Source organism: Aeromonas hydrophila subsp. hydrophila ATCC 7966 (genome assembly GCF_000014805.1).
Taxonomy (GTDB): domain Bacteria; phylum Pseudomonadota; class Gammaproteobacteria; order Enterobacterales; family Aeromonadaceae; genus Aeromonas; species Aeromonas hydrophila.
Genome location: NC_008570.1, coordinates 294,191 through 307,386, shown reverse-complemented (window position 1 = coordinate 307,386; position 13,196 = coordinate 294,191). Strand labels below are relative to the sequence as shown.

The following is a 13,196-nucleotide window of genomic DNA, read 5'->3' as shown; positions in this document are numbered from 1 at the left end:
CAGCGCGGGGCTACTGGCCCGGCCGCTTCACCGGCTGCACCACGTAGTGCCCGAGGAACTCGGCCGCCAGCTTGTCGCCGCTGAACAGCTTGATCTTGAGGCTGAACTTGGCGGATTCGCCAGCCTTGAGCGGCTCGAGCACGGCGGGCATGCCTTCGCGCGCCACCCGCGCCTCCGGTTCCTCTTTGACCGGCCGGTAGTACTTGATGTTGCCCTCCGCCAGCACTGTATCCCCCACCAGCCCCGCCTCCTTGAGCTGCAGCCAGATCAGACCCCAGCCCGCCAGCACGCACTGGCTGTAGATGCTGCCGGCGAACATGGTGTCGTGCACGTTGAGATTGGCCGCCAGATTGGCCTTGAGGTGGAAGGTCTGGCCGTCGTAGTGGGTGATGTGCACCCCCATCTTCTCGCTGATGGGAATGCCGCGCGACCAGCGGGTGGTGAGGTCCTGGCACCACTCCGGCCGGTACTGGATGGTCTGCAGCGGGCTCAGGGACTTGATCATCTGGCGGTGCGGGATGCGGCCGAAGGAGACGGGGCCTTCCCCCACCTCCAGAAAGCCGCACTTGCGGTAGAACTCCACCGCCTCCTGGCGGGCATTCATCACCAGCCGCTTCACCTTCTCGCTGCGGGCCAGCTGTTCGAGATCTTCCACCATGCGGGCACCCAGCCCCTGACCACGAAATTCGGGGCGCAGCGCCATGAAGCGGATCTGGGCCTCGTCACCGCCGACAAACAGCCGCCCCACCGCGATGGGCGTGCCGTCGGGGGCCAGCATCAGCCGGTGAATGGCGACGGTATCGTATTCATCCCGCTCGGAACCGACGGGCAGATTGAAGGGTTTACGCAGTAGTTCCCAGCGCAACTGGTAGTAAGCGTCCAGCTCGGCGGCCGTTTGAGGAGTGACTACCCGGTACATAAAGCGATCCTTGAGTTAGCGCCGACGGACAGACGGAAGGGCTTGCGCACCCATGCCTCCCAGCTCAACTGATAATGGGCATCCGGTTCGGCTGCCGTCTGGGGGGTGACCACCCGGTACATAGTTCCATCCTTGAGTTACACTGGTCGAAAACCATCTTGCCGTGCAAATTCATGGACTTCAATCTGCAAGCGTACCAAGCCGACCACTTATTGCACCTCAGCGCCAAGCCCCAGCGCCGGCTCACCGTACAGGAAAATGCCCATCATCGCTGGCTGGAGATCGACGGCGTGGTGCAGTCGGCCATGTCCCTGACCGAACCCGCCACCCTCTGCCTGCCACATCAGCAGGTGATCGCCTGTCTGTTGCCCGAGCAGGCCGGCAGCATCCTCGAGCTGGGGCTGGGGGGCGGCGATCTCACCCGCCATCTGCACCAGCGCTGGCCCGATGCCCGTCACGAGTGCGTCGACCTCGATGAAGAGGTGATCACCCTCTATCAGCTGTTCTTTCAGCCCGACCAACACCCGCAGCGCACGCCGACCCTGCACCAGGCCGATGCCCTCGCCTTTCTGGAACAGAGCGAGGCGCAATACGACCTCATTCTGCTCGACCTGTTCAGCCAGGACGGCAATCCGCCGCTGCTGTTCCAGGAGCGGATCTATCAGGCGCTGGCCCCCCGCCTGAACGGTGAGCTCATCATCAACCTCCTGCCGCGCACCCGCCTCGAGCTGACCCGGGTGCTAATGCTGCTGGAGCAGTGGGTCGGCCCCACCACCCCCTACCCGGTGCCGGGGCTGCGCAACGTCCTGCTGCACACGGCCCCCCGCTACGAGCTGGCGTCAGACCTGTAGCCAGAAGGTGACCGGACCGTCATTGACCAGCGCCACCTTCATGTCGGCGGCGAAGCGGCCGGTGGCGGTCGGGATGCCGCTGGCAGCGGCCTGCGCCACGAAGTAGTCGTACAGCCGCTCGGCCTCGACCGGATGGGCGCCGCCGGAGAAGCTGGGCCTCATCCCCTTGTTGGTATCCGCCGCCAGGGTGAACTGGGAGACCACCAACAGGCCGCCGCCGGCCTGGCTTACGTTGAGGTTCATCTTGCCATTCTCATCGGAGAAGATGCGGTAACCACTCACCTTGTGCAGCAGCTTGTCGGCCTTGGCCTCGTCATCTCCCTGCTCCACCCCGAGCAGCACCAGCAGCCCCTGGCCGATAGCCCCGGTCATCTCGCCCTCTACCGTTACGCTGGCCTCGCTGACCCGCTGAATCAGTGCAATCACATCCCTCTCCTCTCAAAACGGAACGACCGCCCCCATCTGCTGATGGGGGCGGTCGTCGATGCTAACAGCAAGGGACCGGATCAGGCCAACTCATCGGCACCCGGTCGCTCATATTCGCCGAGGCAGGCGGTGGTTTCCGCACCAAGCAAGACCACCAACCAGCTCAGGTAGACCCAGACAAACAGGATGGGGATGGTCGCCAGCGCGCCATAGATGGCCTGATAGGAGGGGAAGTTGGTGATGTAAATGGCAAAGCCGCGCTTGGCCAGCTCGAACAGGGTGGCCGCCACCAGGGCACCGATGAAGGCGTGCATCAGCCGCACCTTGCAGTTGGGCACCACGGTATAGACCAGCAGAAAGGTGAGCACCGAGAACAGGAACGGCAGGCCACGCAGCAACAGATAGCCGATGCCGAACAGGCTCTCGGCCCCGAACAGCCGCAGCGAGAAAATGTAGGAGGAGATGGCGATGCTTGCCCCGATGAGCACCGGCCCCAGTGTCAGGATCATCCAGTACATGGCGAATGCCTGCGCCAGCGGCCGGCTCTGGGTGGAGCGCCAGATATAGTTGAGGTTTTTGTCGATGGCCGAGATCAGCATCAGTGCCACCACGATCAGAGCGCCGATACCGACAGCCGTGGTGTTGGTGGCGTTGGCCACGAAGCCGTCGATGTACTCCTTGAGCATCTCGCCGGCCGTAGGCACGAAGTTGTGATAGACGAACTGCTCCATCGCCTGCTTCAGGCTCTGAAACACCGGAAAGGCCGACATCATGCCGAATACCACGGCGATCATCGGCACCAGGGAGAGCAGGGTCACATAGGCCAGATAGCCGGCAGTGACCGTCAGCCTGTCCTGCTGGAAACGGCCCCAGACAAACTGGGCAAAGTGGCCGCCATCGTGGCGTAAAAAAGAGAGGGCATGGCCGAGACGGCCGCCGAATTTCTGCTGCATTGTCACTCCCAACGTCTTCATAGTGCAGACATTGTGTCAGATAGCATGGTCATTTGACCACCCATGGGCCGGCCGGGTGCGACTCACATCGGCACCTGCAGCCGCCTGTCGGCGGCGATCAGGCATAAAAAAAGAGGCCCGAAGGCCTCTCTCTGTCTGTCGATGAACAGATATCAAGCACGACCGGCGCGCTTGCGATCCATCTCGGTCAGCAGTTTCTTGCGGATACGGATGCTCTTCGGAGTGACTTCAACCAGTTCGTCGTTGTCGATGAACTCCAGAGCCTGTTCCAGCGACATGCGGATCGGCGGAGTCAGCACCTGGGCTTCGTCGGTACCGGAGGCACGCATGTTGGTCAGCTGCTTGCCCTTCAGGCAGTTTACGGTCAGGTCGTTGGAACGGGAGTGAATACCGATCACCTGGCCTTCGTACACTTCGGTCGCGTGACCGATGAACAGACGACCGCGGTCTTGCAGACCGAACAGGGCATAGGTCAGCGCCTTGCCGGTAGCGTTGGAGATCAGCACGCCGTTCTGACGCTCGCCGATGCTGCCACCCTTGTGCGGACCGTAGTGGTCGAAGGTGTGGTACAGCAGACCGGTACCGGAGGTCAGGGTCATGAACTCGGTCTGGAAGCCGATCAGGCCACGGCTCGGGATCATGAAGTCCAGGCGAACACGGCCTTTGCCATCCGGAGTCATGTTGGTCATCTCGCCCTTGCGCAGGCCGAGTTGCTCCATCACGGAACCCTGGTGTGCTTCTTCCACGTCCACAGTTACGGTTTCGAACGGTTCTTGCAAAACGCCGTCTACGGTGCGCAGGATAACTTCCGGACGGGATACCGCCAGCTCGTAACCTTCGCGACGCATGTTTTCGATCAGGATGGACAGGTGCAGTTCACCACGGCCGGAGACACGGAACTTGTCCGGATCATCGGTCTCTTCCACGCGCAGGGCCACGTTGTGGACCAGCTCCTGGTTCAGACGTTCCAGGATGTTGCGGGAGGTCACGAACTTGCCCTCTTTGCCGGCGAACGGTGAGGTGTTGACCTGGAAGGTCATGTTCACGGTCGGCTCGTCAACGGAGAGCGGCGGCAGCGCTTCAACGGCGCCGTTGTCACAGATGGTGTCGGAGATCTTCAGCTCGCCCAGACCGGTGATGGCGATGATGTCGCCAGCTTGCGCATCGGCAACTTCGGTACGGGACAGACCCAGATAACCCAGCACCTGACCGACCTTGCCGGTACGGGACTTGCCGTCGGCACCGACGATGGTGACCTGCTGGTTGGTCTTGACGCGACCACGGGTGATGCGACCGATACCGATGACGCCAACATAGGAGTTGTAGTCCAGCTGGGAGATCTGCATCTGGAAACCACCGTCGGCATCAGCCTTGGGCGCTTCCACGTTGTCGACGATGGCCTGGAACAGGGGTTCCATGTTATCGGACTCAACGTCCTGATCCATGGTGGCCCAACCGTTCAGTGCAGAGGCGTAAACAACTTTGAAGTCCAGCTGTTCGTCGGTGGCACCCAGGTTGTCGAACAGATCGAATACCTGATCCATTACCCAGTCAGGACGAGCACCCGGACGGTCGATCTTGTTGATGACCACGATCGGCTTCAGACCCTGGGCGAATGCCTTCTGGGTCACGAAACGGGTTTGCGGCATCGGGCCGTCAACGGCGTCAACCAGCAGCAGCACGGAGTCAACCATGGACAGTACACGCTCTACCTCACCACCGAAGTCGGCGTGACCCGGGGTATCAACGATGTTGATGCGGTAGTCGTTCCAGCGGATCGCAGTGTTCTTGGCGAGAATGGTGATGCCACGTTCCCGTTCCAGATCATTGGAGTCCATGATCCGTTCCTGGCCTTCCGTGGAGCGGTCCAGGGTGCCGGACTGCTGCAGCAGCTTATCAACCAGAGTCGTTTTGCCGTGGTCAACGTGCGCAATAATCGCAATATTGCGTAAATTCTCTAACATTCTCGCCTCAATCACCGGGTAAAATTGGGCGCTAATTGTACTCTCGCCTTTGTGATCTGCCTAGCAGAATTGCAGTACATTCGCGCACAACAGGGGATCAGGATCATAGACCTTCCGATCAAAGCCTGCTTAGATGGGTGCTGACCGTATAATGCGCACCATTTTAGTGCACCAAAACGATCCATGGATGCACTACTTTGAGGCGTAACGCGCTGAGATGGCGGGTCTCAGGGCTGGCTTATAGCCCCAAATGCCCTGAAATCAAGCTGTCACAAACTTGGCACGATACTGGCTTATGTGAATGCGATGACGCATTCACCCTAAGAGTTTTAACACCGGAGGTTACTTAGCATGTCAGCCCAGAACGTTTTGGCCCTGATCCAGGAACACGAAGTCAAGTTTGTCGACCTGCGCTTTACCGACACCAAGGGTAAAGAGCAGCACGTATCCATCCCTTCCCATCAGGTTGACGAAGATTTCTTCGAAGACGGCAAGATGTTCGATGGTTCCTCCATCGGCGGCTGGAAGGGTATCAACGAATCAGACATGGTGCTGATGCCGGATGCGGCCTCAGCCAAACTGGATCCGTTCACTGAAGAGACCACCCTGAACATCGTCTGTGACGTGCTGGAACCGGCCACCATGCAGGGCTACGACCGCGATCCGCGCTCCATCGCCAAGCGTGCCGAAGACTTCCTGAAGTCCAGCGGCATCGCCGACACCGTGCTGTTCGGGCCGGAGCCGGAATTCTTCATGTTCGACAACATCACTTTCTCGAACACCATGGGCCACAGCTTCGTGAAGATCGAATCCGAAGAAGCCGCCTGGAACTCCGGTACCGATTACGAGCACGGCAACAAGGGTCACCGTCCTTTCGTCAAGGGTGGCTACTTCCCGGTCGCACCGGTCGACTCCTCTCAGGACATCCGTGCCGCCATGTGTCTGGTGCTGGAAGAGATGGGCCAGGTCGTTGAAGCTCACCACCACGAAGTGGCGACTGCCGGTCAGAACGAGATCGCGACCCGTTTCAACACCCTCACCCTGAAAGCGGATGAAGTGCAGGTACTGAAGTACGTGATCCACAACGTGGCCCACGCCTACAACAAGACCGTCACCTTCATGCCGAAACCCATGTTCGGTGACAACGGCTCCGGCATGCACTGCCACCAGTCCCTGGCCAAGAACGGCGTCAACCTGTTCGCCGGCGACCTGTACGGCGGTCTGTCCGAGATGGCGCTGCACTACATCGGCGGCATCATCAAGCACGCCAAGGCCATCAACGCCTTCGCCAACCCGACCACCAACTCCTACAAGCGTCTGGTACCGGGTTATGAAGCACCGGTCATGCTGGCCTACTCTGCCCGCAACCGCTCTGCCTCCATCCGTATCCCGGTCGTGCCGAGCCCGAAAGCTCGCCGCATCGAAGTCCGCTTCCCGGATCCGGCTGCCAACCCGTACCTGGCCTTCGCAGCCCAGCTGATGGCCGGTCTGGACGGCATCATCAACAAGATCCATCCGGGCGATGCCATGGACAAGAACTTGTATGACCTGCCGCCGGAAGAAGCCGCCGAAGTGCCGACCGTTGCCGGTTCTCTGGACGAAGCCCTGGCCGCGCTGGATGCGGATCGCGAGTTCCTGACCCGCGGCGGCGTATTCAGCGACGACTTCATCAACTCCTATCTGGAGCTGAAGCAGCAGGACGTTGACCGCGTGCGCATGACTCCGCACCCGCTGGAGTTCGAACTGTACTACTCCGTTTAAATCCGGAACCCAGCTCAGAACTTGACCAAACCCGCCGACAGGCGGGTTTTTTCTCTGATAGGATTAAGCAAAATCCCGTCAAGGAGAGATGGATGAAAAACGCCAACCCAGTATGGATGCTGAGCCTGTTGCTGCTGGTCGCCACCGGTGCCCAGGCTGCCAAGGTATACTCCTGGACCGACAGCCAGGGGGTCGTTCACTACACGGATGCCCCTCCCCCCGGCCAGAAAGCCAAGGAGGTCGATCTGCGTGTAGCCCCCTTCATCGGCAGTTCCCCCCGCTCGGTGCAAGTTGACAACTTCAACAGCCTGACCGGCGTCGATGCCAAGAAAGAGAAGGAAGCGGCCAAGCTGGTGATCGAACTGCTCTCCCCGGAACAGGGCAGCACTCTGCGCGACAACACCGGCAACGTGGTGTTTCAGGGTCAGATCAGCCCGCAACCGCCGACCCAGTACGATGTGCGCCTGACCCTGGACGGCAAGGCTGCCCCCATCGTTAAAAACTCGCTCGCCATCCGGGTCGAAAACCTCGATCGCGGTGCCCATGAGGCCCAGCTCGAGCTGCTCGCCAAAGACGGTACGATCCTTGCTAAATCCAAACCAGTCACCTTCTACCTGCACCGGGCCAGCATCAATCCTGCACCCAAAGTGACCCCCCTCAACAACAAGGGGTGATCCTGTGCCTCGATACGGGTAGACTAAATGCACCACATTGGTGCATTGCTGGTGTATAGCACCGTTTTAGGGAGAAACCTGTGCCAACCCGCCCGGATCAAGCCAAGATACTGCTCGATAACTTGCTGACCGCCGTCATCCTGATGGATGAACGGCTCTGCATACAATTCGTCAACCCGGCCGCCGAGCAGCTGCTCTCCCTCAGTCAGCGCCGGCTGATCGGTATCGAGCTACCCCATCTGCTGGAACACATCTCCCTCGATCTGCAGCGGCTCAAGCAGTGCCTCAGCTCGGGGCAGGGCTTCACCGACAGCGAAGTCACCCTGGTGGTGGAAGGGGAGCCCAGACTGGTGGAGATGAGCGTCAGCCCGCTGGCCGATCATGAGCAGCGGCTGATGGTGGTAGAGCTGCGCAAGATCGACCAGCAGAAGAAGATCAGCCAGGAGCTGCAGCAGCATGCCCAGCAACAGGCGGCCAAGGAGCTGGTGCGCGGCCTGGCCCACGAGATCAAGAATCCCCTCGGCGGTCTGCGCGGTGCGGCCCAGCTGCTGCAAAAGGAGCTGCCCGACCCCGCCCTGCGCGAATACACCGGCATCATCATCGAACAGGCCGACCGGCTGCGGGTGCTGGTCGATCGGTTGCTCGGCCCCCAGCGCCCGGGTCGTCACCAGATGCACAACGTGCACTCGGTGCTGGAGCAGGTGCGCCGGCTGGTAGAGCTGGAGCTACCGCCGACGGTACGCATCGAGCGGGATTACGATCCCAGCATCCCGGAGTTCGAGATGGAACCGGACCAGCTGCAGCAGGCCTTCCTCAACATGGTGCGCAACGCCGCCGAGGCCATCGGCGAGCAGACCGGCCTCATCCGCATCAAGACCCGCACCGCGTTCCAGATCACCATCCACGGCCAGCGCTACCGGCTGGCGGCCGAGATCAAGATCATCGACAACGGCCCCGGCATCCCGGATGCCATCCGCGACACCCTCTTCTATCCGATGATCACCGGCAAGGAGGGGGGCACCGGGCTCGGCCTCTCCATCGCCCAGAACCTGATCGACCAGCACAAGGGGCGGATCGACTGCATCAGCTGGCCCGGCCACACCGAATTCACCATCTTTCTACCGCTTCGCAAATAAGGGAACGTCATGACAGCAAAAGTGTGGATCGTCGATGACGACAGTTCTATCCGCTGGGTGCTGGAGCGCACCCTCGGCAGTGAAGGTTTCGAGTGCGAGAGCTTCGCCGATGGCGAGGCGCTGCTGAGCTCGCTGGAAATGCGCTCACCGGACGTGATCCTCTCCGATATCCGCATGCCCGGCATCGACGGCCTCAGCCTGCTGGAGCAGATCCATCGCCGCCAGGCCGATCTGCCCATCATCATCATGACCGCCCACTCGGATCTCGACAGCGCGGTCAATGCCTACCAGCGCGGCGCCTTCGAATACCTGCCCAAGCCGTTCGATATCGACGAGGCGGTCACCCTGGTGCGCCGCGCCGAGAATCACCTCAAGGAGCAACGCACCAAACGCAAGGCTCGCCAGCAGGATCCGGCCAGCAGCCCGGAGATCATCGGCGAGGCACCGGCGATGCAGGAGGTGTTCCGCGCCATCGGCCGGCTGTCGCGCTCCAGCATCTCGGTGCTGATCAACGGCCAGAGCGGCACCGGCAAGGAGCTGGTCGCCCACGCCCTGCACAAGCACAGCCCGCGCGCCCACAAGAACTTCATCGCCCTCAACATGGCCGCCATCCCGAAAGATCTCATCGAATCGGAACTGTTCGGCCATGAGAAAGGGGCCTTCACCGGCGCCAACAACATTCGCCACGGCCGCTTCGAACAGGCCGACGGCGGCACCCTGTTTCTCGACGAGATCGGCGACATGCCGCTAGATGTGCAGACCCGACTGCTGCGGGTACTGGCCGACGGCCAGTTCTACCGGGTTGGCGGCCATCAGCCGGTGCAGGTGGATGTGCGGATCATCGCCGCCACCCACCAGAATCTGGAGAAGCGAGTGGCAGACGGCGAGTTTCGGGAAGACCTGTTCCACCGCCTCAATGTCATCCGGATCCACATTCCCGCCCTCAAGGAGCGGCGTGAGGACATTCCCCAACTGGCCCAGCACTTCCTGCTGCGGGCGGCCAAGGAGCTGAACGTGGAGGCCAAGAGCCTGCATCCGGATACCCAGGCCTACATCAGCCGCCTGCCCTGGCCGGGCAACGTGCGCCAGCTGGAGAACGTCTGCCGCTGGCTTACCGTGATGGCTTCGGGCCAGGAGGTGCTGGTGAGCGATCTGCCCACCGAGCTGCTCACCCCCATCACCAGCACCGCCGAACCGGGTCAGCCGGCCCTGTCTGGCGGCTGGCAGCAGCAGTTGCAGGATTGGGTCGCCGCCAAGCTGGCGCTGGGGGAGACCGACATACTGGCCGATGCCCTGCCCCAGTTCGAGCGGATCATGCTGGAAACCGCACTTGACCACACCCATGGTCACAAGCAGGAGGCGGCACGGCTGCTCGGTTGGGGGCGCAACACCCTCACCCGCAAGCTGAAAGAACTCGACCTCTCCTGAGTCCTTGGGAAAAACGATTCCCATCACGCCTTGGCAAATCACCGACCAATAAGACCCCGTTTGATTTCAAACGGGGTATCTTTTTTGAGATCCCTGCCTAGAATGGCAGGCTTTCACACCCGACTCGAAGAAGGCGCCATCATGATTGACAGATCTCTTCCCCTGACCGACCTGCACCGCCATCTGGACGGCAACATCCGCCCGCAGACCATCCTCGAGCTGGGCCGTCAGCACAACATTCAACTGCCCGCCTTCGAGCTGGAGGCGCTGCGCCCCCATGTGCAGATCGTCGAGAATGAACCGAGCCTGGTCGCCTTCCTCAAGAAGCTGGACTGGGGCGTGGCCGTGCTGGCCGACTACGACGCCTGCCGCCGGGTCGCCTACGAAAACGTGGAAGATCTGCTGCGCGCCGGCATCGACTATGCCGAGCTGCGTTTCAGCCCGGCCTACATGGCGATGGCCCACAAGCTGCACCCGCAGGGCGTGGTCGAAGCCATCATCGACGGCGTGGCGGCTGGCAGCCGCGACTTCGGCATCAAGACCAACCTGATCGGCATCATGAGCCGCACCTTCGGCACCGAGCAGTGCAAGCAAGAGCTGGATGCCTGTCTGGCCCATCGCGATCGGCTGATTGCCATCGATCTGGCCGGCGACGAGCTGGGCTTCCCGGGCGAGCTGTTCACCGACCACTTCCGCCGGGTGCGTGATGCTGGCATGCGCGTCACCGTGCACGCCGGTGAAGCCGCCGGCCCCGAGAGCATGTGGCAGGCCATTCGCGAGCTGGGTGCCGAACGTATCGGCCACGGCGTCAAAGCCATTCAGGATCCGGCCCTGATGGCCTATCTGGCCGAGCACCGCATCGGCATCGAGTCCTGCCTCACCTCCAACATTCAGACCACCACGGTAGCGAGCCTGACCGAACACCCGATCCGCCAGTTCCTGGCCGCCGGCGTGCTGGCTTGCCTCAACACCGACGACCCGGCGGTGGAAGGCATCGACCTGCCCCACGAATACGAGGTGGCGGCCCCGGCTGCCGGCATGACGGTGAGCGAGATCCGCACCGCCCAGCAGAACGGCCTGACCCTGGCCTTCCTGAGCGAGGCCGAGAAGGCCGAGCTGAGTGCCCGCGCAGCCCAGCGCTGAGTGCAGCCAAGCCCAATAAAAAAACCGCCTCTCGGCGGTTTTTTTATTTTCCAACGACATCGACCGGCTTAGATCACCCGGGAGAACTGCTGCTGGCGCGCCTTGTTGCGCAGGTAGACATCGAAGCACATGCAGATGTTGCGGATCAGCAGCTGGCCGGTGGAGATCACCTCCAGCCCCTCTTCAGTCATCCGCACCAGGCCATCATCGATGAAGGTCTGCAGCAGTTTGAGATCCTCCGCGAAGTACTCTCTGAACACCAGGCCATGGGCCTGCTCGACGGCGGCAAAGTTCAGGCGAAAATCGCAGATGAGGCGCTTGATCACCTCGCGGCGGATCAGGTCATCCTGATTGAGAGAGCACCCCTTCCACTGGGCATGCCCCAGCGTTTCCACCTGACCATAGTAGGCCTTGAGCTCTTTCTGGTTCTGGGAATAGGCATCGCCGATCATGCTGATGGAGGAGACCCCCAGCCCCAGCAGATCGCAATCCCCCTGGGTGGTATAGCCCTGGAAGTTGCGGTGCAGCTTGCCCTCACGCTGGGCTACCGCCAGCTCGTCGTCCGGCTTGGCGAAGTGATCCATGCCGATGAACTGATAACCACGGCCGGTCAGGAAGGCGATGGTGTCCTGCAGCATGGCCAGTTTTTCCTGCGGCGCCGGCATGTCCGCCTCTTTCAGCTTGTGCTGGGCGGCAAAACGGCTGGGCAGGTGGGCATAGTTGAAGATGGAGAGGCGGGCCGGATCGGTCTTGAGCACCTCCTCCAGGGTGTGATGGAAGCTCTCCCGGTTCTGGTGCGGCAGACCGTAGATGAGATCCAGGTTGGTGGAACGAAAGCCCAGTTCGCGGGCCCGCTCCAGCATGGCGCGGATGAAGTCGTTGTCCTGCTCGCGGTTGACCGCGACCTGGACCTCCTTGTTGAAGTCCTGCACGCCGAGGCTGATGCGGTTGAAGCCGATTTCCCGCAGCACGTCCAGCATGGAGAGCTCGATCTCGCGCGGATCCACCTCGATGCTGATTTCGCCCTCTTCGGCGAAGTGGAAATGCTCCCGCAACATGGCCATCAGTCGGCGAGTCTGGGGTTCATCCAGATAGGTTGGCGTGCCGCCGCCCCAGTGCAACTGGGTCACCAGCCGCTGCTTGAACAGCGGGGCCTGCGCCTTGATCTCCTGCTCGAGGAAATCGAGGTACTGATCGGCCTTGTGACGGTGACGAGTGATCACCTTGTTGCAGCCGCAGTAGTAGCAGAGCTTGTGACAGAAGGGGATATGTACGTAGAGCGACAGGTTGCGCGCCGGATACTGGCTCGCGGCCTGGACGAAGTCCGGATAACCGAAACCCTCGTTGAACTCCAGCGCAGTGGGATAGGAGGTGTAACGCGGACCGCTGTAGTTATATTTCTCGATCAGGGCCTGATCCCACACAATCTGTTCTGCTTGCACGCTTGCTTCCTCTTTTTTGTTATCGGCTCACCGGCTTAACTGAAAATCCTTCAGTCTGGCCACATCCTCGAGGATCTGCGCCTCCAGCTCGGCCTCATAGCCACTGCGTTCGAGATCCATCTTCATGACTTCATTGCGTTTGAGGGCCCGTCTCACCTCATGAGTCGGCATATCCTTCACCTTCTCGTAGAGACCGTACAAACCCGGAAATTCACCGGCAAAGGCGCGACCGCCCTTGATCTGCAACGCATCCAGCAGATTGGTCAACCGGATGGCGCCCTCGGAGTAGTCGCACTGACCATCCCGTACCGCATGGGCAATCACCCTGACACTCTCGAGGATCCGTTCATTGCGGGCCGCGACAGCCTGCTGCTGACTGTCGTGCTGGCGCTTGAGACGCGCCAGCAAGGTACCAGCATACCAGGCCAGTCCCAACAAAATCAGGCCGCCCAACAAGGCGGCCAGCATCCATCCACTC

At 61.3% G+C, this 13,196-nt stretch carries 12 protein-coding genes; 6 read left to right on the top strand and 6 right to left on the bottom strand.

Features of this window, described 5'->3' with window-relative positions; all coding sequences use genetic code 11:
• Positions 1-10 precede the first annotated feature (10 nt).
• Positions 11-919, bottom strand: a complete 909-nt coding sequence (locus tag AHA_RS01395; protein ID WP_011704289.1) for a bifunctional GNAT family N-acetyltransferase/hotdog fold thioesterase — start codon at positions 917-919, stop codon at positions 11-13.
• A gap of 173 nt (positions 920-1,092) precedes the next feature.
• Here AHA_RS01395 and AHA_RS01390 point away from each other — a divergent pair, with 173 nt between their 5' ends.
• Positions 1,093-1,770 (top strand): spermidine synthase, encoded by a 678-nt coding sequence (locus AHA_RS01390; RefSeq protein WP_165444122.1) that lies wholly within the window; start codon positions 1,093-1,095, stop codon positions 1,768-1,770.
• Here AHA_RS01390 and dtd read toward each other — a convergent pair.
• The 3 genes from dtd to typA all read right to left on the bottom strand — a co-directional run bounded on the left by dtd (position 1,759) and on the right by typA (position 5,134).
• On the bottom strand, positions 1,759-2,196 hold the full coding sequence (gene dtd / locus AHA_RS01385) for a D-aminoacyl-tRNA deacylase (protein WP_011704287.1): 438 nt from the start codon (positions 2,194-2,196) through the stop codon (positions 1,759-1,761). The genes AHA_RS01390 and dtd overlap by 12 nt on opposite strands.
• A gap of 80 nt (positions 2,197-2,276) precedes the next feature.
• A complete protein-coding gene (locus AHA_RS01380; protein ID WP_011704286.1) occupies positions 2,277-3,149 on the bottom strand; it encodes a virulence factor BrkB family protein in 873 nt (290 codons plus the stop codon).
• Between the two features lie 173 nt (positions 3,150-3,322).
• Positions 3,323-5,134, bottom strand: a complete 1,812-nt coding sequence (gene typA, locus AHA_RS01375) for a translational GTPase TypA (protein WP_011704285.1) — start codon at positions 5,132-5,134, stop codon at positions 3,323-3,325.
• Positions 5,135-5,485: 351 nt separating this feature from the next.
• Between typA and glnA the strand changes: the two genes are divergently transcribed.
• The 5 genes from glnA (at position 5,486) to add (ending at position 11,276) form a co-directional block, all read left to right on the top strand.
• Positions 5,486-6,895: a glutamate--ammonia ligase gene (gene glnA, locus AHA_RS01370; RefSeq protein ID WP_011704284.1), complete on the top strand. Its 1,410-nt coding sequence runs from the start codon at positions 5,486-5,488 to the stop codon at positions 6,893-6,895.
• A 92-nt stretch (positions 6,896-6,987) separates the two neighbouring features.
• Complete coding sequence (locus AHA_RS01365) at positions 6,988-7,569, top strand: DUF4124 domain-containing protein (RefSeq protein ID WP_011704283.1); 582 nt, start codon at positions 6,988-6,990, stop codon at positions 7,567-7,569.
• 80 nt (positions 7,570-7,649) lie between these two features.
• Positions 7,650-8,705 carry a nitrogen regulation protein NR(II) gene (gene glnL, locus AHA_RS01360; protein ID WP_011704282.1) on the top strand — a complete coding sequence of 352 codons (1,056 nt, stop codon included), beginning with the start codon at positions 7,650-7,652 and terminating at the stop codon, positions 8,703-8,705.
• A 9-nt stretch (positions 8,706-8,714) separates the two neighbouring features.
• On the top strand, positions 8,715-10,133 hold the full coding sequence (glnG, locus tag AHA_RS01355) for a nitrogen regulation protein NR(I) (protein WP_010635441.1): 1,419 nt from the start codon (positions 8,715-8,717) through the stop codon (positions 10,131-10,133).
• Between the two features lie 141 nt (positions 10,134-10,274).
• Positions 10,275-11,276 carry an adenosine deaminase gene (gene add / locus AHA_RS01350; RefSeq protein ID WP_011704281.1) on the top strand — a complete coding sequence of 334 codons (1,002 nt, stop codon included), beginning with the start codon at positions 10,275-10,277 and terminating at the stop codon, positions 11,274-11,276.
• 68 nt (positions 11,277-11,344) lie between these two features.
• Here add and hemN read toward each other — a convergent pair whose 3' ends face one another.
• Positions 11,345-12,718 carry an oxygen-independent coproporphyrinogen III oxidase gene (hemN, locus tag AHA_RS01345; RefSeq protein WP_011704280.1) on the bottom strand — a complete coding sequence of 458 codons (1,374 nt, stop codon included), beginning with the start codon at positions 12,716-12,718 and terminating at the stop codon, positions 11,345-11,347.
• A gap of 27 nt (positions 12,719-12,745) precedes the next feature.
• The gene (locus AHA_RS01340) at positions 12,746-13,186 is read right to left on the bottom strand and encodes a DUF2489 domain-containing protein (RefSeq protein WP_011704279.1); all 441 of its coding nucleotides are present in this window, start codon (positions 13,184-13,186) and stop codon (positions 12,746-12,748) included.
• Positions 13,187-13,196 lie beyond the last annotated feature (10 nt).